Source organism: Gardnerella sp. DNF00497B (genome assembly GCF_049262725.1).
GTDB classification, from domain to species: Bacteria; Actinomycetota; Actinomycetes; order Actinomycetales; family Bifidobacteriaceae; genus Bifidobacterium; species Bifidobacterium leopoldii.
Genome location: NZ_CP058400.1, coordinates 513969 through 535786, shown reverse-complemented (window position 1 = coordinate 535786; position 21818 = coordinate 513969). Strand labels below are relative to the sequence as shown.

The window sequence follows — 21818 nt, the reverse complement described above, 5'->3', positions numbered from 1 at the left end:
TTAGCTTCGACTCAGCTCTCGTCAGGCACAATAGACACAATCTTAGGAGCCTTCACAATCACCTTGCGCGGAGCCTTACCGCCCAAGCGATCAGCTACAGCTTCTAGCGCGAGCTTTTCAAGCTCAGAAGCGTCAATATTTGGGTCAACTTCAAGCTTTGCTCGAACCTTGCCCTTTATTTGCACAACGGCAGTAACAGTATCCTCACCAACGTAGCGAGAATCCGCAACAGGCCAATCTGCGTGAGCAATCGACTTTGCGTGTCCAAGCTTGCTCCACATTTCTTCGCAAATATGCGGCGCAATTGGAGCCAGCATAAGAACCAGCGGCTCGACAGCTGCTCGCGGCACGTGAGGAAGCGAAGTCAAGTGGTTGTTAAGCACAATCAGCTTAGCAATTGCAGTATTTGGACGCATTGCTTCCATTTCCACAGTCACTTCTGCAATTGTGTTGTTAAGAACCTTCAACGTCTTCTCGTCGAGTGCGTCGTCGGTTACCACGCAAGCTCCGGTTTCTTCGTTCACAACGTTACGCCACAAGCGCTGCAAGAATCGCATGCCACCAACAACGTTACGCGTATTCCACGGGCGAGATTCAGAAAGCGGACCCATGCTCATTTCGTACAAGCGGAACGTATCTGCACCGTAGTTCTCGTACATGTAGTCTGGAGTCACAATATTCTTTAAGCTCTTGCCCATTTTGCCGAACTCGCGGTTCACGGTTTCGCCGTGCCATGTAAAGGTTGGCTCACCAGCGCTGTTTGAAGCACCTTCTTCAACCTCGTCAGCAGGAACGTACTGTCCGCGCTCATCCGTGTAAGCGTAAGCCTGAATCATACCCTGGTTAAACAAGCGGTGGAATGGTTCAGCAGAATCCACGTAACCCAAGTCGTAAAGCGCCTTATGCCAGAAGCGCGAGTAAAGCAAGTGCAAAACTGCATGCTCTACACCACCAACGTAAAGGTCAACGCCTCCAGATACGTGCTCTTTGCCTGGACGGTTTGTGCCCATCCAGTAGTCGTATTCATCGCTGTCAACCATATGCTCAGCATCGTTTGGATCCAAGTAGCGCATGTAATACCAGCAAGAACCAGCCCAGTTCGGCATAGTGTTGGTGTCACGATAGTAGGTTTTTACGCCATCGCCAAGGTCGAGCTGAACTTTTACCCAATCTTCGTTTCGGCTCAAAGGTGCTTCAGGCTCCGAATTTGCATCGTCTGGAGCGTAAGTTTTTGGCTGATAGTCAGGAACGTCCGGCAATGCAATTGGAAGCTCGCTATCTGGCACTAAGTGAGCAACACCATCTTCGTCATAAACGATTGGGAATGGCTCACCCCAGTAGCGCTGGCGAGAGAACAGCCAGTCGCGAAGTCGGTAAGAAACCCTACCTTTTCCTACGCCTGCAGCTTCAAGCCAAGTAGTCACCTTTTTAATAGCTTCGTCTACGCGCAAACCGTTAATAGACAAAGCGTCACCAAGCTTGTGCGTATGTTCTACTGCTGAATTAATAACAATTCCGTCGTGAGAAACAAACGGAGCTTTACCTTCGTAATCTGCCAACTTTTCTTCGGAATCAGGCAAAGGCTCAACAGTGTAAATTACTGGCAAACCGAATGCTTTTGCGAAATCATAATCGCGCTGGTCGCCGCCAGGAACCGCCATAATTGCGCCTGTACCGTAACCCATAAGCACGTAGTCAGCAGCAAACAGCGGAAGTTTTGCTCCAGTTACAGGATTAATTGCGTAAAGACCAGTAAACAAGCCGGTTTTTGCTCCTGCATCTTCCGTGCGATCTTTAGCAGTCTTCGCGCGAGCTTGAGCTTGATACTCTGCCAAGCCTTCTTTAAGACTTGCGTAACCGCCCTTCCAGCTTTCTGGAACGTCCGCACCCCAAGCTTCTGGAACATGCTCAAGAATTGGGTGATCTACGGAAACAACCGCAAACGTTGTACCAAAAAGCGTGTCTGGACGAGTAGTGTACACTTCCAAATCGCGCGTTTCGCCGTCCGCACATGGCACTTCAAAGTGCACAGATGCACCGTGAGATTCGCCGATCCAGTTTCGCTGCATAAGCTTAACTTTTTCTGGCCAATCAATAGTGTTCAAATCTTCCACCAAGCGGTGTCCATAAGCGGTAATTCGCATGGACCACTGGCGAAGGTTGCGCTGGAATACTGGGAAGTTTCCGCGTTCAGACTTACCTTCTGCAGTAACTTCCTCGTTTGCAAGCACAGTTCCCAAGCCTGGGCACCAATTTACAGGAGATTTAGAAATATAAGCAATGCGGAAATTGTTTAATACATCCGCTTGCTCTACTTTATTAAGCTCTTCCCACTTTTTGCCTGCAAAACCAGGAATTTCGCGCTTGCCGCTCTTAAACTCATCAACGAGTTCAGCAATCGGACGAGCAGAACCCTTTCCGCCGTCTTTGCGCACAAAATCAGTGTCATACCAAGCGTCATAAAGCTTCGAGAAAATCCATTGCGTCCAACGCACATAATTTGTGTCAATCGTTGCAAAAGACCTACGATCGTCAAAACTCAAGCCCATACGATGCAACTGCCTGCGCATATTAGCAATATTTGCCTCAGTGGTGATGCGCGGATGCTGACCAGTTTGAACAGCATACTGTTCTGCTGGCAAACCAAAAGCGTCGTAACCCATTGCATGAAGAACATTCTCACCCTTCATGCGATGGTAACGGCTTACAACATCCGTTGCCAAATATCCAAGAGGATGTCCAACGTGTAAGCCTTTGCCGGAAGGATACGGGAACATGTCCATTGCAAAGAAAGAAGGACGACCGTCAGCAAGCTTGCCTTCGCCATCCTTCAAATCGCCTTTAACATTAGCAGCCCAGAACGTGCCTTGTTCATCCCAGGTTTTTTGCCAGCGCTGCTCAATATCTTGTGCGAGCTGCGCGTTGTAACGAAAAGCTGGCTCAGCAATAGTAGCTTTATTGTCAGCTGTTGCATACTGTTGATCGTTGTCGTTCATACCCTAGGACTATAGCGTCTAATATCGTCATTACGCAACACTTTTTACAAGTTTTATTGATATTTTATTAAGAAAATATGTAGTTTTAACGTAAGTTTTCCTAATATGCGCACAAGATTAAGATTTTATGATTATTTCGCAAAATAAATCATTACAATAGTAAATAAACTTTTTGAGCAAATAAAGATTAGAAAATTAGGTAAAATTCAATAAAACTATAAATATTAAAGAGGTTGTGAATTGAAAGTACAAAAAAATACGTTGCTTCTTATTGCTTGCTTAGTTTGGGGAGCTGCTGGTTTTAATATTCTTAAGATTGGCTTATTGGCATACCCAAATTATTTGCAGCCACTAAATTACGCTTTATCGTTATTAGTTTTTGCAATATTCCAATTCCTTATTTTTGGAAAACTCGTTAAAAAACATACTCAAAGAATTAACGGCTATGTGGAAGAAAAGCAGTTTTTCCTTAAATTCTTTGACGTTAAATCTTTTATAATCATGGCTTTTATGATGACTTTTGGAATTGTTCTTCGTGCAACAAATATCGCTCCAGAACGCTTTATTGCCGTGTTTTATACGGGATTAGGCTCCGCATTAGCCTTAGCAGGATTACTTTTTGGATATCAATTTGTTAAAACTGTATGTCCGCATTACAAAAACACTCATACTATGCAATAGTGCTTACAAACACTTGTAACACCAGCAACATTACTAAGGAATATTTGACTATCACTCTACGTAAGGAAGTTACTATGAATCATGTTATGAAACGTTATATTAATACGTCTTTGTTGTATGCTGTCCTCGCCATGATTGGCGGCGTCTTTTATCGCGAATTTACAAAATTTAATGCTTTCCATGCAAAAAGTATGCTTGCTGTAGTTCACACACACTACTTTATGCTTGGCATGGTTGTTTTTCTGTTACTTATACTAGTTGAGAAAAACTTCAGTTTTAGTAACGAAAAAACTACGAGAATCTTAATAACTTATCATATTGGACTCAACCTAACAGCAGTAATGATGATTACTCGTGGAATTGCACAAGTACTACGTCTACATCTCAGTCCATCTATAGATTTTGCCATAACTGGTTTAGCAGGAATCGGACACATCCTACTTGGCGTAAGTATTGTACTCATCTTATTGCAAATTAAACGCAGCATCGCTCATTGTGCTAATACTTCAGTAAAATAGTGAGCTTGGGAATAATTTAATTTATTAATAAATATTTTATTAAGTATGTAGCGCATGTTTCGTATGCGCTACTACGTTAAGAAGGCTTCTATGAACAACGCTGTATATAAGAAAAGTAGATTATACGCGCCTGAGCGTTTCTTTGAATGCGAAGGTAAAGGCTTAAAATGGCTTTCTGAAGCTCACAAATACGGCGGCCCTAGAGTGGCTGAAGTATTTGATTGGGGAAACGGTTACCTTAATATTGAGCGCATTGACACTCACTCAGCAACACCACTTGCTGCATTTGAGTTTGGTGCAGCGCTCGCTCATATGCACGATTACGGTGCAAAATATTTTGGTGAAGCACCAGCAGATTACGATGGCACATGCTATTTTGGACCTTTAAGTGATCCAGTTGAAATGCCAACTGGCACTTGGAGTAATGTTATTGACTACCTTGCGGACGGACGATTGCGCCCTATGGTTGAGCTTGGGATTGCTCGCGGAGAGCTTACTAAAAGCGACTTAGATCTTACAAACGAAGTTATTGATGCGCTGCCTGATTTATTAGGAAAAGCTGCAGAAGATAAGCCTGCTCGAGTTCACGGAGACTTGTGGAGCGGAAACGTGTTATGGACTAAAAGTTCAGACGGCGAACACACTGAAGCTGTTCTAATCGACCCTGCAGCACATGGTGGGCACCGCGAAGAAGATTTAGCTATGCTTCATTTATTTGGAATCAGCTATTTTAAGCAGATTTTAGACGGCTATCAGTCTGTTCATCCACTTAAAGCAGGTTTTGAGCAGCGCATGATTATTTGGCAGCTCTACCCTATTGCAGGACATTGCGTGTTCTTTGGTGGAGGCTACGTGAGCGAATACCGTAATATGTGCGAAAGTCTTATAAAAAGTTCTATAAGATAATTTTGCTCACTAAAATAGCAATGTAAGTATTTAGCACACGGCTATATACAATGTTAGAAGATAGTTACAAGTAGAACACATATAGACAGCAACAGATAGACCACGAAACGAGAGGTCACTACTATGATTCGTTTGTGCAACAGAACTATGCATCGTTCTTTAGTTATGCTGACAGCATTAGTTACGATGCTTTTTGTTGTTAGCTCGTGCGCAAGTTCAACAAAAACTTCTTTAAAATCTGAAAATAAAGAACAAGCGAACCACGGTAACGTTATTGTTTTTACTCCATCAGATGGATTGGCAATAACACGTAATAAGCCTCTAAGCACGTGGGATATACTGGTCCCAGAATTAATAAAATCGTTAAAAGATAAGGGATTTGACGATAATTCTATTACTACTAAAACTTCTTCTAGCCTTTCAGAACAAAGCCGCGATGTGCAAGATTATGTAGTAAATTTGCTAAGCTCATTGAACAATGCAAAACAGAATAATTCAGAAAAGCACAATTCTGTTTCCGAAAATTCAAAAGTCAAAAAACAATTAAGCAAAACGACAATTGTTATAGCTCCATGGACTAACAAAAACGGCAATAATAACTATGGAGATTATGCAACATTACCTGCGTCTAATTCTGAAAATACGCAAAAATCAAATACTCAGGACTTAAATTTACAAAATGCCGATAACTCTCAATCATCCAAAGATGAGCTTAATGCAGAAAAACGATTGGCATCATCACTTAGCCTAGCAAAAAAGGCAGGAATACACGTTGTTATGCTCTCACGACGTGTTAGCGGTTTCAAACCTGATGTGATGTTCCATTTATCTGACGCAAGAACCATTGGCGAAATTCAAGCAACAACTCTGGTACAAAAAATCGCTCTAGATCGTGCAACTAAAGAAAATCCACGCTACATTGAAGTTCTTTTGCCATGTCACAATCAAAAAAATATTAATGCAAACAATAATAATCAACAAAATAACAGCGACGAAGCAAGCGAGGATGATGATTCTAACAACAATACGCATGCAAATAGCGAAACAGCATTCCATGATGATTTTGCTGAAGAAGCATTCGCTGGCATTTGGAAAGTTTTGAGACCATATTTTGCTTCGGGGACATTAATAAGCACTTCTGGAAGACTGAATGTGAATAGTAGCGAAAAAGACTGGACCAATGTTGCTTTCGACGCAGATGTAGCTGACTCTGTGAAAAATGAGTTAACAAAACGAATTACGAGAAGTACAAGTCTTTTTTCACACTCAAGGCATCGCGTTGATGGAATTATTGCACTCGATGATCAAATTGCTTTACAAGCCGTACAAGCACTAAACGATCTCGGTTATGAAGGAAGCGCAGCAGATATAAACCCATCTTTCAATTTGCCGGACGTTATCGGAAACTTCATAGGGAAACGAGATCTTAATAAAAGACCAGTTCCTGCTCCAAAAGATTCTGCGAAGAAAACTGAAAAAGAGTTACAACAACAGCAGAAAAAAGATGAGGAAGAAGAATCAGAAGCAAAGAAATGGCCAGTAATAACTGGTTATGGCGCGTACAAAAATATTATGCCAAACATTGTGAGCGGAAAGCAATGGATGACAACTATAGAAAATCATAAGCAGATTGTTCAAGATCTTACTGCTACTTGTTATTCTTTGAACAGAAACGGTAAACTTGACAAAAAAATCGCTACAGTGCAAACAAAAATTGAACACGGGGAAACTGTCCCTACTGTTAACGAGCGACTAGTGGCAGTAAGCGCAACAAATCTAAAGTCACGTTTAATTGACCCAGGCTACGTATCATTAGCAGACGCAGGCTTGTAAATACAATTTTTGGATGCAAGTTGTGAAATATAATTTGTGGAACGCAATCTGTAGCTTCAGGCTAACTTCAAGTTATATTCCACGAATTTACACGCAGCTAACGTTTGCGTGGAGCATAAATAACATGTTCGATAAGGTCGTTATAACGCTCTACAACAACTTGACGACGCGCCTTTAAACTTGGCGTAATCAAACCGTTTGCTTGAGTAAACTCATCTGGAACTATTTCGAACTTGCGAATAGACTCAGCTCTAGAAACTAGCTCATTTGCTTTGCTAACAGCACGCTCAACTTCTGCTCGCACAATACCGTTACGTGAAGCCTCTTTTAAAGACCGTACAGGGCATGCGCCACGCGAAGAAAGCCAAGTATTTACTTCTGATAAATCGAGCGCAATAATTGCTGAAACAAACGGCTTCCTGTCTCCAATAACAACAGCTTGAGAAATAATAGGTGAAGACATTAATGAAGCTTCTAACGCATTTGGAGATAAGTTCTTACCGCCAGCAGTAATAATAAGATCTTTCTTTCTGCCTGTAATACGCACAAAACCGTCATCGTCTAAAGACCCAAAATCTCCCGTATGCAACCAGCCATTTACAATCTGCTGTTTGGTAAGCTCAGGATTATTATGGTAGCCTTTGCATACTGCAGGACTCTTAATGCACAATTCACCATCGTCAGCAATAGCAACAGATACACCCTTTACAGGCAAACCAACGGTACCAATGCGATAACCTGTCGTAGGATTCACCATAGAAGGTGCACAAGTTTCTGTCATTCCATAGCCTTCTAGAAGAGGCAAACCAATGCCATTAAAGAAATGCGCAATCGACAAATCTAAAGGAGCGCCGCCCGAAATAGCGTATGAAACAGAGCCTCCAAATACGTGTAGTAGTGGAGCATACACTAATTTTTTACATATTGAATGGCTAAGAGCAAGCATTGGAGGAACCATTGAACTAGACTGCTGAGCGCGAGACCATTCGCGAGCAACCTTAGACGCATAAGCAAAAATAAAACCTTTTACTCCCCTGCCTGCTTTTTGAGAAGCAGCATTGTAAATCTTCTCAAAAATGCGTGGAACACCAAGAATAAATGTTGGTTTAAAAGTTTGAAAATCAGACAATACAGTTTTCAAATTACTCGTCAAACCAAGAGTTATATTTCCAGCAAAGCAGAACAATTGCATAAACCTAGCAAAAACGTGCGCAAGAGGCAAGAACAGCAAAAGACGCGGGCTGTCTTTTAACGCAATATCTGGCATAGAAATAACACCTGATTTAGCAATAAAAACAAAATTGCTATGAGTAAGCTCAATTCCTTTTGGCTCACCAGTTGAACCTGAAGTGTATACAATTGTTGCTATGTCACTTCCATTAACAGCGTGCACTCGCTCATAAAATTCAGCATCAGTTACTGCTTTACCGTATTCAATGCACGCGTCGATAGCACCACGATTCATTACATATACGTCGTGAAGAGTAGGACATTCTTCCTGAACAGCCTCTACTTTTGGCAACATTTCAGGAGACTCCACAAATATTGAACATACTTGAGAATCTTGAACAATATGTTGTATTTGCAGCGAAGAGCTTGTTTCATAAATTGGCACTGTCAATGCGCCTATAGACATAATAGCCATATCAAGAACTGTCCATTGACATGAAGTGTGAGCAATAATTGACACAGCGTCACCAGGCATTACTCCTCTAGCAATAAAGCCTTTAGCAACAGCTATTACCTTATCTCTAAATTCTTCAGCAGTATATGACTTCCAAACGCCGTCAGCTCCAACGTATTCAACCAAAGAACCATTAGGATTGCGCTCTGCTCGCTCTTCTAGCAGTGAGAAAACATTAACATCTGTATTAATAGACTCATCAAGTGGACGAGAATATTCTTGCATATTAGCTCCTCTATCTGCTGAATTGACGTATATCTTTACTATACGCGATTTGCAAGCCTTCGCATATGCGAATATCTACAAGATTGTAATCAATTTTGTTCATTTATCTACAAATATCTACGATATAAATATATTATTTTGCTCATTCCACAGGCTTAAGCACAATGCGACGCTTAACAGTCATTCTTTCAGGATTAACATATGTGCGATTTTTACGCTTTAAACCCCACTGCACACAAGTTGTGCCGCAATGGTCCGAACCTCCTTCGACATGTGCAAAATTCTGGCCTCTTTTCACAAAAACCCCAACGCTAAACTTTGTTACAGCAGGCTCAAAAGTGGATGTCAGTTCACCATGCCTAATAGTCACAACTGATTTACCAGCGACTTTACCAGCAAAACTAATAACGCCATCTGCAGGCGCAAATAAAGGAGTCCCTGTGCTTGCAGCTAAATCTACGCCACGATGCCCAACCATCCAAGGTTTAGGCGGAGGATTAAAAGCTTTTACTATTTGTGCAGGTTTCACAGGCCATTGCATAGCTGACTTGCATGTTTTTTCACTATAATCACCTTTAGAAAGAGCACACTTGTGGCAACATGTCACAGCAGATTCTACAACATAATATTTAAGATGATGATTATTTTGCGAAATTTCGGGTTGTAAAAACAGCGCATCTAATAAAATAACTGAGATTATAAAAATCCCCAAACAGGCAGATATTTTGTAATATAATCCATAATTTTTGCGAATACACATATATTCCCCATCCATATTTTTATAAAACGACTTTTATAAAAGTTTTGCAGCTAATTTGCGAAAATCATAAGCTTTTAAAGCATTGTGGATAAAACATATGCTTATAATCACTATTTCGACACGCCAAAACACGCCATATTTGCATCTTTGAAAATTCCGTGTAATATAAATGTCTTGTGCACAGCGCTTAGTTGAGCACAAGATATTCCTGCGTAGCTCAGTTGGCAGAGCGTTCGACTGTTAATCGAATGGTCGCTGGTTCAAGCCCAGCCGCAGGAGCCATAAAGCCACTGGTTTTCCAGTGGCTTTTTGCGTTAAATATTACGACTTGCATCCACAAGCAAAATCTTAATTGTTTAGCGCCCATGAGCGTGGCTAACATAAACATTTTGGCGTATTATATAAACAAGTTGCGTATTCAAATGCGCTAATGTTGAGCAGCAATAGATAACAGAGGACAAATATGAATCAACATAGCTCCGATAATGTTGAAACGAACCAAAAGAAAAAGCTCATTATTCTCATAGCAGGAATTGTTGTGCTAGCTTTAGCTCTTGGCACAGTTGGCACACTTTGGTACATGAAGCAGACTGAACGCACTAAAGCAGCTCGCAAACAGTGCGAGATAAAAGTTGCACAAGTTTCTAAAGCCAATGCCGTATGGAAAAGTTTAGTACACAACAGCGTAATAACAGATCTCACAAAAGGTGACTCTGATAACGCAAAAGAACTTGCTAAAATCATGAGTGAAAAGGTTCCTGACGCAGTATCTTGCACAGCAAACTCTCCTGAAGAACTTGGTTCCCAAAGCGCAGAAGCTTTAGCTGCTTCTGAATGGTATGCAGTCAAAGCAAAAAAAGTGCGCGAGTTGGCTGTTACATTAATCGATGAAAATAACAAAAAAGATAAAGACAAAGACAAAGACAAACAAGACGAAGAAACAAAGAAGCAAGAGATAAATGAATCGACTGGAATTGTAATTCAGCGTTCAAATGTTGTCCCACCAAAGCCAAAGCCAACGCCAGCGCCGACGACAAATACTCAAGACACTAAGAAACAGAAGACTGAGAAAAAGCCTGAAACAAAGACTAACAAAAAGCCTGAAAAAAATAGTAATACAGAAAATTCACAGCACAAAAAAGGCAACGAAGAAGGTAAAGGAAGCACAGAACCAGGCAAAAAAGGCAACGAAGAAGGTAAAGGAAGCACAAAATCAGACAAAAAAGGCAACGAAGACGGAGCTGGTGCTGAAAAACCTAAAGGAAATGATGGTCAAAAAGATCCGGATGGTAAAGCAAAAAAGGGCGAACAAGATTCCTCAGATAAAAAACCAGCCCCGGACATAATAGCAGGTTCACAACAACCATAAAACATATTGCTCTGTTATCTGACTCAATGTAAAAGCTCCCAGTGATATACGCTGGGAGCTTTTACATTATCTAACTCTACATCGTAAACGATGTTGAACTTTATAAACTATTCGTTCATTTTGCTACTCGAACATGAGTTAAATCGACTTCTTCAAGAGGAATTACTCGAGTATGATTTTTAATCTTATAACCAATGTATAGAACGATAAATAGCGGCACAGACATGTACGTGATTCCAATAGCCTGCCAGTTAAGCGTTGCAAATGAATGCAAATCCTGACCAACAATAACAAGAATGCATAAGAAGAACGCAACAATAGGACCAAACGGATACCACTTTGCTCGGTAAACTAATTCATCTAAGGAATGACCTTGAGCCAAGTATGCCTTACGGAAGCGATAATGAGCTGCAGCAATACCAGCCCAAGCAATAAAACCAGTCAAACCACTTGCAGCAACCAGGAACATGTATATTTGATCGCCAAAAATACTCATAAAGAAAGTAAATAAAGCAACTACAAATGTAGCAATCAACGCAGGAACAGGAATACCACGAAGACTTACCTTGCCAAATACTTTTGGAGCATTATCTTCTTTTGCGAGCGAATAAAGCATTCTTGTTGAAGCATACATGCCTGAATTTGCTGCAGAAATAACAGAAGTCAAAATCACGGCATTCATAACTGCTGCAGCAGCTGCAAGACCTGCACGCTGGAACACGAGCGTGAATGGGCTAATAGCAATATCAGTTACATCAGAACCAAGTAAGTTCTTGTCAGTATAAGGAATAATGCAAGCAATAACGAAAATTGCAAGAATGTAGAAAAGAAGAATACGCCAGAACACTTGCTTTACAGCCTTTGGAATACTCTTTTCTGGAGTTGCAGACTCACCTGCAGTAATACCAATAAGCTCAGTTCCTTGGAAAGAGAAGCCTGCAATAGCGAACGCACACAACACTGCAGGAACACCGCCTGCAAATGGAGCGTCCTTATGAGTGAAGTTTTGCAAGAATGGCGCTTTGCCGCCAACAATGCCAACAATCGTAAGCGAACCGATAACAAGGAATACGATTACTGCCAACACTTTAATAATAGAAAGCCAGTATTCGGTTTCTCCAAAGCACTTAACTGTAAGCACATTGATAACCAAAATAAGCATAAGAACCGACAGCGAGAAAATCCATATTGGCACTGTTGGGAACCAGTATTGCAGAACTATTGCTGCAGTACTAACGTCCACTGCAACCGTAATAGCCCAATTAAACCAATAGTTCCAGCCCATTGCGAAACCGAGTGCAGGATCAATAAAACGTCCAGAATACGATGCAAACGATCCACTAATAGGCATAAAAGTGGCCATTTCACCAAGGGAAGTCATAAGGAAGTAGACCATAATGCCAATCGCACCATAAGCGAGCAAAGCGCCGCCAGGACCAGCCATATGGATTGTTGCACCACTAGCAACGAATAAGCCGGTGCCAATGCTGCCACCTAAAGCAATCATGGAAATATGGCGGGTTTTTAATCCTCTATGGACATCGTTATTTTGCTGAGTATTCTGCTGAGTATTCTGTACAGCAGTAGATGATAATGAGCTACTCATTTTTCCTCCTTTCATGACAATCAGAGGCAAAACAAGCAAGCAAAAGCAAGCGTGTCGATAGCTCTCCGCAGCGAATGCCGACTCGCTGCGACAGTCCTTGGTATATTAAGCCAAGTCCCAGCTCACTACTTTTGGGATTAAGCAGTAAACTTCGGCGCTCTCCCCTTTTGTAAGCAATTAACGCTTCCCTAGCTCATGCTTATTACTCTTGTCGAGCGCGACCTCTGGTCGATGGTGTTCATTATTAGTACGACTTGCAGACAAACAGTAAAAAATACGGCGTGGCGCATAAAAATCGAAAAATAATAACAAAAAAACGCCACTTCATGAGAAGTGACGTTTAAAATTTGTGGAGCTAGGGGGATTCGAACCCCCGACCCCCTCCATGCCATGGAGATGCGCTACCAGCTGCGCCATAGCCCCGTTTTTACTTATGCCGTTCAAACGAACCTTTGATAGAATACAACAAATAGCCGCTCTATCCAAATGCGGCGTGTCGAATTCAACTTACAAATTCCAAAAATTCTGCGAATTCTACTAACAATTTAGTCGCCAATTTGAAAACCAATTCAAGAACCAATTCGGCAAACCAATTCAAGAACTAGTTACCATTGGCACTTCCAGATTGATCACCATTACCAGGAGAAGTTACATTGTTTGAAGAACCAGTAGATCCCGAAGATCCAGCAGATCCAGCACCTGCATCAGAACTATCAGCACCCGATCCACTATTCCCACTAGCAGCATCACCTGAATTCGTTCCTGAATCATTGTTAGTGTCACTACCTAAATCATTATCAGAATGACCACCTGTTGAGCCAGCTGCGTTTTCATTGCTATGCTCATCATTTTCGTCTTCATTAGCATCTTTACTATCAGAATCATCATGAGACTTCTTATGGTCTTGATTAGTATTCGTGTTAAGACGTTGCTTAGGTTGCGGCTGATTTTGCTGCTGCTCATGACTAATTTCTTCAGGCTTATCAATATTGTCTGTGCCTTTTCCTTGTGTAAACAAAAGAACAGCACCTGCAGTAACAATAACAGCTATAAGAGCACTTATAACAGCAACAACAATTGTTGTACGATGATCGTTTCTATTTTGGTAAGATCTAGAAGAGTAACCGTAGTTTCCACTAACAACCTTAGATAACGGCACCGGCTCTGGAATTGTGCCCTCCGACAGTTCCATGTCTTCTTCATGCTGTTCACGTAATTTCGACAATTCCAAAATACGCGTATTTTCTAATTCCGGATTACGGACTTGCGAACTAACAGTGCGTCCAGATCTTGCATCTTGAACAGTCATATTTTTGTCATCTGAAGGATCAGTATTACATTGCAACGAATTTGATGAATATTGCATATGAATATCATCTCCAATTCTTTTAGAATCAACATTCTCTAAACCATTTGAACGCACGCTAGAATCTGACACATTACTAAAATTAGACTGTTCTGTAGAAGTATTCGGATTTACTTCCGAAAGTTTACGCGATGAAGCGTGAATAACATTCTGATACAACTGTGATGCTACTGCTGAGACAATAGAACCAATAGCTACGCCAATAACTGAACCAGCAATACCAATTTTAGAAGCAAGTAAAAACGAAGTCACTGCAGCGAGCGATCCAGCTAATACTTGCGTAAACGATATGCCTTTGAAGAAATTCTTCACTTATGCACCTTAACTATTTATGCGAATATAATGCCAAAATGCATGGCAAATATGCAAATTCCACTACCAACACCATTACAACAATGATGGTATCACTCTACGCAAAAATTGCACAGTATTGCCAGAGCATTCTTACAACAAAATCACAAGTCTTATATACATAAAACTTAGCTACACAAAACTGAAATGCCTAAGACTTAGCAACCTCAAAATCTCTATCTTTATAAGAAAGCTCACAATTCGCTCTTTTATCACAATAATGCTCACCTAAGCTTGCAGTAATAATTGCAGCAAATATTAAAGCAAATCCCACAAAAGCCATGTTAGAAACATGCTCATGAAAAAGAATAGTAGAGAATAAAAGCGTGAACAAACTTTCAGTGCACATAATCACAGAAGCGTTTGCAGTAGAAAGATTCACCAAACTATAGTTTTGCATAATTTGCGCAACTACTGTTACTACCACTGTAAGGTAGAACATATTAGCAAAAATAGAGAAATGATCAGCAGCGTTAAAGTTTGGCAAAGGCTCACAAATAAGCGCACCAGCTACAAAAAGTACGCCTGAAACAACAAATTGCCCAAAAGTTAACGTAACTGGATTATATTTACGAGAATAATACGCAAGGAACGTAAGATTAAAAGCAAAAACTGCAGCACATAATAAAGTAAGGAAATCTCCATAAGACAATGTGAGAACAAGCATTCCAGGCTTTAATGCCACAAAACCTACTCCAGCAACGCACATAACTGCAGCTACTAATCCTAAAAGAGTTGGCTTTTTCTTGACGATTAACCAAGCAGAAAATGGCGTAATTACGCAATATGCTGCTGTCAAAAACGCGCTACGGCCTGGATCAATTGAACGTAACCCTTCAGTTTGCAAAATTAAAGTAGCATAATACGTAATTCCAGTTAGTAAAGAAGGAACAATAAGCTTTTTTGTAAAAGTTTTACGAAGTGTACCGAAAAAAATAACAGCCATAATTGTGCAAGCTCCAACCATACGAACGCCCATAAGCCATTGCACAGGAAACACTTCAAGAGCATATTTTGAAGAAACATAGCTGCCACCCCAAATAGCAGCACAAATCAACAACATAATCTGAGCAGTACGAACACTTTTGCCTTGAGGCATGCCCGATTTATCCGAAAGCGGTTCAGCTATAGATTTAGCTGTTTCATATTTCACCTTCATAATGTTCCCCTTCAACTATAAAAGTTGATTCTTTAAAATTTTTCTTTTATAAAGCGTTTTAGCTTATAAAATAGACAGAATAGCCGTAAAATCGTGAAAAGTACAACTTTCTGGCGTTCTTTCGTAAAATTTCCGATATACGCTCCAGAAAACAGTGGCAATCAAGTATTTTGCTGTATAAATTTCGCCCACGAAACTATTGAAGAATTGGGTGATTTATATCACAACTTACAATTTTTTTACGCTACACGCTCGTATACACTTTTAAATCAGCGTAATGTAGCAATGTAGGCTTATAAATTGCGTACGAAGAAAGTACGCAATCTTGTTAGGAAAGGAATATTATGGCAACTCTTAGCGCAGATATGAAAGAATTTATTGCGAATAATTTGGCTTGGATTGCAACAGTAAGCAAAGATGGCGAGCTTGATTTGGGACCAAAAATGTCTATGTTCGTACTCGACGACAACCACCTTGCCTACCACGAGCGCACTGCAGGTCAGCATTATAAGAACTTGCAAGACGGCAGCCAGCTGGTTGTAGCAGTTGCTAATTTGGCAGAAAAGAAAGGCTATCGCTTCCGCGGAACAGTAACTCTTCACACTGATGACGCGATTTACGAAGAACAGGTACGTGTGGCCGAAGAAAAAGGTACGAAGAAGCCAGCTGCAGTTCCAGTTATGGAAATCACTGAGATTCAGGACTTGACTTCTGGAGCTACTGCCGGCAAAACTATTGCAAAAGATTAATGCGTCGTCATTCAGTCGTGTGGATATTAGTGCGGTAGAGATTTGAGATTTTTCGCACTGAGCGCGGACGCTCGCGCGGGTAACGCGCTCACTACGAAACTCGCGTTGGAAGTCCACTGGACTTCCAACTTAAGCGAGTTTCCGCTCCGAGTTGCCTTCGCGCGCTACGCTTTAAACGCTCAGGCAGGTCGTCGCGCAAAACGCCGAATTAGTACGTCTATAGTAGGCGTCATACAATATCGAGTGGCGTTCGTCCTCAACGGCGAAGATGAACACCACTCAATTCTTTACTTGATTATTTAGTTGTCACTAATTTACTTGCTTTCTTTACGCAATGCTTTCAGTCTAGCGTTCATTTCTTTCGCTTTCTTCTTCTCGAAGTAATAAATTATTGCAGCAATAGGAATCGGTAAAATAACAGTGAACGCAATCCATCCGCAAATCACCGCTGGCTCATCTTTGAACGAAATCCATCCAACAATCACCGATACAATAAACTGAATAGCAATTGGCGGAACTAGCGCAAAAACGAACTTTGCAAAATTTGACATGCGTTCATTCGACCAAAAAATAGCGAACACTCCATATCCTATGCCTATAACAAACGATGCTACAGCATAAGATGCAATTCTATTTCCAACCTCACTATGCGCTAACAGACTTGATATAAAAGACATTACTGTAAAAATAGTGCACCCTATGCCAATGCCTTTAACAATGTTTTTTACCATTGTTTTACCTAATGTTGCAACTTGCTTTTCCATAATAATCGCTTCCTTTTAAGTATTAAAATCTAGTATTAAAAAAAAATCAGTATTAAAATTTTTGATAGTTTTATATTTGACTACATTCTAGCTACATTCGTTATTACTATAACTACATCCCTAAGCGCTTTTTGAACCCACCTAAGCATCTGCGACTAATCCACTCAACGCTTCCATCGTCCATTTTTACGCTCATACTTCCACCAAATCCTGGATCAACTCGAACAATGCGATTCAAGTTCACGATTGCGGATTTAGATATGCGCACAAACGACGCGAATTGCGGATTGTCAAAATCCATTAGGCGCTTGTAAGACACGCACTCGCCTTTATCACCGTGAATGATTACGCGCGAATTTTCAACGCAAATCATAATCACATCTGGCTCGTGCATAACAATAATCGAATCGTTAATATAACCGTATATGAATGGATTATTGTTGCTCAACTTATCTGAAGTATTAATTTCAGTATTATTTTCAGCACTTCTTACATTTGCATCATTGGAGTCAATGCTTTGTAACTGAGCGATAATGTGCTTAAGCTCATCGTCAATATTGTGAATTGACAACTGAACTGACTGCTCTTCCTCAGGCGGAACGATAGCAATAGTTACTTTCATCAAGCCTCCTTTCCGTACACTACTGTTAGCGTTTGTTAGCTTTTTGTTTTGTAATTTTGACTATACGGCACTGTAAATAGTCTGTCTTTACAAAATCGCTAAACGGTAGCTTTCGGTAATTAAGCGGTAAAGGAGAGATTACGCAGCACCCCAAATGCGAATAAGACGCTGGCTTGTAGGGTCAGCTGCAGGACCTTGATCATAAGCATCCAAACGCCAATGAATCGAACCATCAGCGTTAAGACTTGGAATTAAGCGCGCCCAACGGCCGTTTCCCATGCCGCCAATCGTCTTGTAGGAAGGATCTACTTTATCTAATCCAAGCAGCTTATGAACAGTTTGCGAAAGACAGGAACCATGCGAAAATACTAGCAAATCACGGTCTGCGCCAGTTTTGCGAGTCCAATCTTCTACTGCAGCAGCAGCGCGCTCTCCTACTTCCTGCTTAGCTTCAGCACCATGACGAAGCTCCCCGCCTTTACCTTCAACCCAAGCTTTGAAATCTTCCGGCCACTGCTCGCTAATCTGCTGACGATTCAAACCTTCCCACTCGCCAAAGAAACGCTCGCGCACACCATTTTCAACATGCACATGAAGCCCAATCTTATCTGCAAAAGCATGAGCAGTCTGTTGAGCACGAATAAGTGGAGAAACAATCGCCACAAAACTCGCGTCCGCTTCTTCCGGCGTAATGCGCACGTGTTCAGCGCTGTTCGGGTCCTTTGGATCTTCTAAATCAGAAGCACCAAAAAGCACGCGCAAAGCTTTTCCAGAGCGAGTCACCTGATCCATTCCAGACTCATCCAAAGCAATATCAATCATGCCTTGCAAACGGAACTGTGCATTATACGGAGTTTGACCGTGGCGAATAAGCATAACAGAACGAGCAATTCCTTCATGCGCACTATTAATGGAATTATTTACGTTACTCGCAACATTTTCTACGAAATCAACCATGGTTTGTACCGTACTTTCTTCTTATTATTCAGTTTCGCTAGAATCTTCAGTTTTGCTAGAATCTTCAGTTTCGCTAGCATGCTCTGGCAGTTGCAAATCGATTGCCGGGCAATCATTCCACAGGCGTTCCAAGCGGTAGAATGCTCGTGCTTCCTCATGCATTACATGAACCACAAAATCGCCAAAATCAAGCAAAATCCACTGTGCTAATTCCAAGCCTTCACGAGATAAAGCCTTGCGTTTGTTGTCTTTCAAGTACAAGTCTTTTTCGATTTCTTCTGCAACAGCTAATACTTGACGCTCATTTGAAGCAGAAACAACTAACATAGCATCCGTAATACCAAGCAAATCGCTTACATCAAAAGCCTGCTCGTTCGTTGCTTTCAAACGGTCTGCAGCAGCGGCAGCAATACGAATTGCACTAATTGAGCTTTCTAAAGCTGTCATAATGTTACTACTCCTTAATTCTCCAACAAACGCTTTTTAGCGTTCCCAAGCTGGCTTCCAGCCCTCTACAACGTGCTGAGTATTTTCCGAGTACACCATAGAATCAGCCGGAACATCGTGACGTACCACCGATCCAGCGCCGGTAGTAACATCATCTCCCACAGTAACCGGTGCTACAAACAGGTTTCCTGCGCCAACGTGAGCACCAGAACCAATCGTAGTATGATTCTTATGCACTCCGTCATAATTTGCAGTAATCGTACCGCCGCCAATATTCGTATGCTCACCCAAATCAGCATCGCCAATATAGCTTAAATGAGGTACTTTAGTGCCATTTCCAATATGAGCTTTCTTCATTTCTACGAAAGCTCCTGCCTTACTTTCCTCACCAAGTACGTTTCCTGCACGCAAATACGTCCAAGGACCGATGTTTGCAGCTCTACAAATATGCGATTCCTGTACACGCGAACGTTCAACCACAGCATCCTCATCAATTTGCGCATCAATAAGAGTCGTGTAAGGGCCAACTACAGCACCACTTGCAACCGTAGTACGACCTTGAAGGAAGCACCCAGGAAGCACAGTAACATCTTGTGCGAGCGTAACACTATCTTCAATCCAAGTAGTATCAGGGTCGAGAATAGTTACACCTTCAAGCATCCATTTTTCACACACGCGCTTATTATGTGCTTTTGCGAGCGCAGCTAATTGCACACGATTATTTACGCCCTCTACAGTAAGCGGATCTGGAGCAGACATTGCACCAACATGACCAAACTTTCGAGCATGTTCCAAAGCATCAGTCAAATAGAACTCACCTTGAGCATTTTGAGAGTTAAGATCTGCAATCGCGTCACATAATACAGTCGCATCGAATACATATACAGAAGTGTTCACTTCATGAATAGCAAGCTCTCCAGCATTTGCATCTTTATGCTCAACAATACGCAAAACGTCACCGTTTGCTTCGCGCACAATACGGCCGTAGCCAGTTGCATCGTCTAATACTGCTGTAAGAACTGTTGCCACATTGTTATTATTATTGTGAAAATCAACTAAAGACTGCAAAGTTTGCGTATCAAGTAGCGGCATATCGCTTGCGGCAATCAGCACAGCTCCTTTTAATGCTTCACCAGTTTCGTTTTTAGCAATTTCATTAAGATCTTTAATAGCACATTGCACTGCTCTGCCGGTTCCAGGAGTTTCGTCCTGATTTACAATATGCACATTTTCGTTATAGCTAACAGCAGCAGCAGCTACGCGTTCAGCCTGAGCATGCACAACTACAGCTAGTTTTTTAGGATTTACGCCATTCATGGCATCCATAACACGATTGAGAAATGTTTTACCAGCAAATGGATGTAGTACTTTTGGAGTTTCTGAACGCATACGCGTCCCATCGCCTGCTGCCAAAATTATTGCCGCAGTTACATCATGCTTTTCCACGCATACGCTCCTTATACTATTTCAATAAATTTCGCTGTATGTAATTCTATTACTTATTAGCAGCGTTCAAAACAAAAAACGCCACCCGATTCAACGAGTAGCGCTTCAAGTAAGCTCCCTCACCTGGATTCGAACCAAGACAAAGGGTTCCAAAGACCCGTGTGCTGCCATTACACCATGAGGGAACGGCGGAAAAACCGCCAAGTCACTATTATGCCATAATATCGAAAAACGTCAAATTGGCGCGCCGAAAAGCAAACCGCACGAAATCAATACTTAAGCAAATAAGAATCCTTGTCCGTGATGCTCAGGATAAGTGTCGAAAAGCTTAGCAACCGAACCATCCTCAAACACTGCTTTAATAGCGCTTGCAAGAAGCGGAGCAATTGAAAGAACAGTCAAACCATCCCAACGCTTCTCTTCTGGAATAGGCACAGTATCAGTCAAAACAACTTCCCTAGCACCACAAGACTTCAAACGTTCGACTGCAGGACCAGAAAGCACGCCGTGAGTTGCAACAACTGTAACAGACTTAGCTCCAGCTTCCTTCAACACATTGCAAGCTCCTGCAATAGTTCCTGCAGTATCGATCAAGTCGTCAACCATAACGCAATCGCGTCCAGCAACGTCACCAACGACGCGATTTGCAACCGTCTTATTAGGGCAAGTGATATCGCGAGTTTTGTGCACAAAAGCCAAAGGACCGCCGCCTAAGCGCTGAGCCCACTGTTCTGCTACGCGAATACGACCAGCATCAGGAGACACAACAGTCACATTAGCAAGATCATCGCGGAAACGATCACGTACGTAATCAACCAAAACTGGCATAGCAATCAAGTGATCAACAGGACCGTCGAAGAATCCTTGAGACTGAGCTGCATGCAAATCGACGCTCATAATGCGATCAGCACCAGCAGTCTTTAGCAAGTCAAACATCAAGCGGCAAGAAATAGGTTCACGACCGCGATGCTTTTTATCTTGTCGAGAATAACCAAGCAACGGGCATACTGCAGTAATTGAACGAGCAGAAGCCCTCTTCAAAGCGTCAATCATAATTAACTGTTCCATAATGGACTTGTTAACAGGATCACTGTGGCTTTGAATAACGAATACATCTGTACCACGCACAGATTGCGTATAGCGAACATACATTTCACCATTAGCAAAATCGTATGCCGTAGTTTCAAGTACATCAATTCCAAGCTGATCAGCTACATCACGAGCAAGCTTCGGATGTGCGCGACCGGTAACGAGAACAAGGTTTTTATCTGGCTTTCCTTCAAGGACGATGCTCACCATATCTCCAAACATTAGTTCGCTTTAATTCGCGAAATGAACATAATCAATACTAACTTTTTGCACAGACGATAAACGACAAG

Annotated in this window: 18 protein-coding genes, 3 tRNA genes and 1 riboswitch; of the genes, 7 read left to right on the top strand and 14 right to left on the bottom strand. The window is 41.6% G+C overall.

Annotated features, from left to right (window positions below):
• Positions 1 to 11: 11 nt before the first annotated feature.
• On the bottom strand, positions 12 to 2996 hold the full coding sequence (gene leuS, locus HXT26_RS01875; protein WP_422112049.1) for a leucine--tRNA ligase: 2985 nt from the start codon (positions 2994 to 2996) through the stop codon (positions 12 to 14).
• 240 nt (positions 2997 to 3236) lie between these two features.
• On the opposite strand from leuS, the gene HXT26_RS01870 reads away from it, so the two are divergent.
• The 4 genes from HXT26_RS01870 (at position 3237) to HXT26_RS01855 (ending at position 6934) form a co-directional block, all read left to right on the top strand.
• Positions 3237 to 3677 (top strand): hypothetical protein, encoded by a 441-nt coding sequence (locus HXT26_RS01870; RefSeq protein WP_012914287.1) that lies wholly within the window; start codon positions 3237 to 3239, stop codon positions 3675 to 3677.
• A 74-nt stretch (positions 3678 to 3751) separates the two neighbouring features.
• Positions 3752 to 4195 (top strand): DUF2871 domain-containing protein, encoded by a 444-nt coding sequence (locus HXT26_RS01865; protein ID WP_004106454.1) that lies wholly within the window; start codon positions 3752 to 3754, stop codon positions 4193 to 4195.
• Between the two features lie 90 nt (positions 4196 to 4285).
• Complete coding sequence (locus HXT26_RS01860) at positions 4286 to 5101, top strand: fructosamine kinase family protein (protein ID WP_064340255.1); 816 nt, start codon at positions 4286 to 4288, stop codon at positions 5099 to 5101.
• 123 nt (positions 5102 to 5224) lie between these two features.
• Positions 5225 to 6934 carry a hypothetical protein gene (locus HXT26_RS01855; RefSeq protein WP_004106457.1) on the top strand — a complete coding sequence of 570 codons (1710 nt, stop codon included), beginning with the start codon at positions 5225 to 5227 and terminating at the stop codon, positions 6932 to 6934.
• Between the two features lie 97 nt (positions 6935 to 7031).
• On the opposite strand, the gene HXT26_RS01850 is transcribed toward HXT26_RS01855, so the two are convergent.
• Both HXT26_RS01850 and HXT26_RS01845 read right to left on the bottom strand, forming a co-directional pair.
• Positions 7032 to 8843 (bottom strand): AMP-dependent synthetase/ligase, encoded by a 1812-nt coding sequence (locus HXT26_RS01850; protein ID WP_422112048.1) that lies wholly within the window; start codon positions 8841 to 8843, stop codon positions 7032 to 7034.
• Between the two features lie 142 nt (positions 8844 to 8985).
• Positions 8986 to 9603 (bottom strand): M23 family metallopeptidase, encoded by a 618-nt coding sequence (locus tag HXT26_RS01845; protein WP_240321009.1) that lies wholly within the window; start codon positions 9601 to 9603, stop codon positions 8986 to 8988.
• Positions 9604 to 9809: 206 nt separating this feature from the next.
• On the opposite strand from HXT26_RS01845, the gene HXT26_RS01840 reads away from it, so the two are divergent.
• Positions 9810 to 9885, top strand: a tRNA-Asn gene (locus HXT26_RS01840).
• A gap of 181 nt (positions 9886 to 10066) precedes the next feature.
• Complete coding sequence (locus tag HXT26_RS01835) at positions 10067 to 10972, top strand: ATPase (RefSeq protein ID WP_422112047.1); 906 nt, start codon at positions 10067 to 10069, stop codon at positions 10970 to 10972.
• A gap of 115 nt (positions 10973 to 11087) precedes the next feature.
• Here the strand turns inward: HXT26_RS01835 and HXT26_RS01830 are convergent, their stop codons facing one another.
• From HXT26_RS01830 to HXT26_RS01815, 4 genes are all read right to left on the bottom strand, one after another.
• On the bottom strand, positions 11088 to 12479 hold the full coding sequence (locus tag HXT26_RS01830) for an amino acid permease (RefSeq protein WP_004106466.1): 1392 nt from the start codon (positions 12477 to 12479) through the stop codon (positions 11088 to 11090).
• 149 nt (positions 12480 to 12628) lie between these two features.
• Positions 12629 to 12814, bottom strand: a riboswitch (Lysine riboswitch).
• 114 nt (positions 12815 to 12928) lie between these two features.
• Positions 12929 to 13001, bottom strand: a tRNA-Ala gene (locus HXT26_RS01825).
• 178 nt (positions 13002 to 13179) lie between these two features.
• Complete coding sequence (locus HXT26_RS01820) at positions 13180 to 14256, bottom strand: hypothetical protein (protein WP_004106467.1); 1077 nt, start codon at positions 14254 to 14256, stop codon at positions 13180 to 13182.
• Positions 14257 to 14446: 190 nt separating this feature from the next.
• Positions 14447 to 15454 (bottom strand): DMT family transporter, encoded by a 1008-nt coding sequence (locus HXT26_RS01815; RefSeq protein ID WP_410299591.1) that lies wholly within the window; start codon positions 15452 to 15454, stop codon positions 14447 to 14449.
• Positions 15455 to 15798: 344 nt separating this feature from the next.
• Here HXT26_RS01815 and HXT26_RS01810 point away from each other — a divergent pair, with 344 nt between their 5' ends.
• Complete coding sequence (locus HXT26_RS01810; protein WP_004106472.1) at positions 15799 to 16203, top strand: pyridoxamine 5'-phosphate oxidase family protein; 405 nt, start codon at positions 15799 to 15801, stop codon at positions 16201 to 16203.
• A gap of 314 nt (positions 16204 to 16517) precedes the next feature.
• On the opposite strand, the gene HXT26_RS01805 is transcribed toward HXT26_RS01810, so the two are convergent.
• The 7 genes from HXT26_RS01805 to HXT26_RS01775 form a co-directional block, all read right to left on the bottom strand.
• Positions 16518 to 16967 carry a DUF3021 family protein gene (locus tag HXT26_RS01805; RefSeq protein WP_004106474.1) on the bottom strand — a complete coding sequence of 150 codons (450 nt, stop codon included), beginning with the start codon at positions 16965 to 16967 and terminating at the stop codon, positions 16518 to 16520.
• A 112-nt stretch (positions 16968 to 17079) separates the two neighbouring features.
• Entirely contained in the window at positions 17080 to 17589 is a 510-nt protein-coding gene (locus tag HXT26_RS01800) for a LytTR family DNA-binding domain-containing protein (protein ID WP_004106477.1), read from the bottom strand.
• A gap of 138 nt (positions 17590 to 17727) precedes the next feature.
• Positions 17728 to 18546 (bottom strand): histidine phosphatase family protein, encoded by an 819-nt coding sequence (locus HXT26_RS01795; RefSeq protein WP_064340408.1) that lies wholly within the window; start codon positions 18544 to 18546, stop codon positions 17728 to 17730.
• A 24-nt stretch (positions 18547 to 18570) separates the two neighbouring features.
• Positions 18571 to 18993, bottom strand: a complete 423-nt coding sequence (gene rsfS / locus HXT26_RS01790; protein WP_004118984.1) for a ribosome silencing factor — start codon at positions 18991 to 18993, stop codon at positions 18571 to 18573.
• 36 nt (positions 18994 to 19029) lie between these two features.
• Positions 19030 to 20439, bottom strand: coding sequence for a bifunctional UDP-N-acetylglucosamine diphosphorylase/glucosamine-1-phosphate N-acetyltransferase GlmU (gene glmU, locus HXT26_RS01785; RefSeq protein ID WP_004118983.1), 1410 nt, complete (start codon positions 20437 to 20439; stop codon positions 19030 to 19032).
• Between the two features lie 114 nt (positions 20440 to 20553).
• Positions 20554 to 20624, bottom strand: a tRNA-Gln gene (locus tag HXT26_RS01780).
• 91 nt (positions 20625 to 20715) lie between these two features.
• The gene (locus HXT26_RS01775) at positions 20716 to 21738 is read right to left on the bottom strand and encodes a ribose-phosphate diphosphokinase (protein ID WP_032835511.1); all 1023 of its coding nucleotides are present in this window, start codon (positions 21736 to 21738) and stop codon (positions 20716 to 20718) included.
• Positions 21739 to 21818: the final 80 nt, after the last annotated feature.

What these genes read in the sequence shown, in the direction of transcription:
- HXT26_RS01800 (WP_004106477.1), bottom strand. Translation starts at nt 17,589, where the DNA reads ATGAAAGTAACTATTGCTATCGTTCCGCCTGAGGAAGAGCAGTCAGTT.
- HXT26_RS01775 (WP_032835511.1), bottom strand. Translation starts at nt 21,738, where the DNA reads ATGGTGAGCATCGTCCTTGAAGGAAAGCCAGATAAAAACCTTGTTCTC.
- HXT26_RS01830 (WP_004106466.1), bottom strand. Translation starts at nt 12,479, where the DNA reads ATGATTGCTTTAGGTGGCAGCATTGGCACCGGCTTATTCGTTGCTAGT.
- HXT26_RS01850 (WP_422112048.1), bottom strand. Translation starts at nt 8,843, where the DNA reads ATGCAAGAATATTCTCGTCCACTTGATGAGTCTATTAATACAGATGTT.
- HXT26_RS01855 (WP_004106457.1), top strand. Translation starts at nt 5,225, where the DNA reads ATGATTCGTTTGTGCAACAGAACTATGCATCGTTCTTTAGTTATGCTG.
- leuS (WP_422112049.1), bottom strand. Translation starts at nt 2,996, where the DNA reads ATGAACGACAACGATCAACAGTATGCAACAGCTGACAATAAAGCTACT.
- HXT26_RS01810 (WP_004106472.1), top strand. Translation starts at nt 15,799, where the DNA reads ATGGCAACTCTTAGCGCAGATATGAAAGAATTTATTGCGAATAATTTG.
- rsfS (WP_004118984.1), bottom strand. Translation starts at nt 18,993, where the DNA reads ATGACAGCTTTAGAAAGCTCAATTAGTGCAATTCGTATTGCTGCCGCT.
- HXT26_RS01815 (WP_410299591.1), bottom strand. Translation starts at nt 15,454, where the DNA reads ATGAAGGTGAAATATGAAACAGCTAAATCTATAGCTGAACCGCTTTCG.
- HXT26_RS01860 (WP_064340255.1), top strand. Translation starts at nt 4,286, where the DNA reads ATGAACAACGCTGTATATAAGAAAAGTAGATTATACGCGCCTGAGCGT.
- HXT26_RS01835 (WP_422112047.1), top strand. Translation starts at nt 10,067, where the DNA reads ATGAATCAACATAGCTCCGATAATGTTGAAACGAACCAAAAGAAAAAG.
- HXT26_RS01805 (WP_004106474.1), bottom strand. Translation starts at nt 16,967, where the DNA reads ATGGAAAAGCAAGTTGCAACATTAGGTAAAACAATGGTAAAAAACATT.
- HXT26_RS01795 (WP_064340408.1), bottom strand. Translation starts at nt 18,546, where the DNA reads ATGGTTGATTTCGTAGAAAATGTTGCGAGTAACGTAAATAATTCCATT.
- HXT26_RS01845 (WP_240321009.1), bottom strand. Translation starts at nt 9,603, where the DNA reads ATGTGTATTCGCAAAAATTATGGATTATATTACAAAATATCTGCCTGT.
- HXT26_RS01865 (WP_004106454.1), top strand. Translation starts at nt 3,752, where the DNA reads ATGAATCATGTTATGAAACGTTATATTAATACGTCTTTGTTGTATGCT.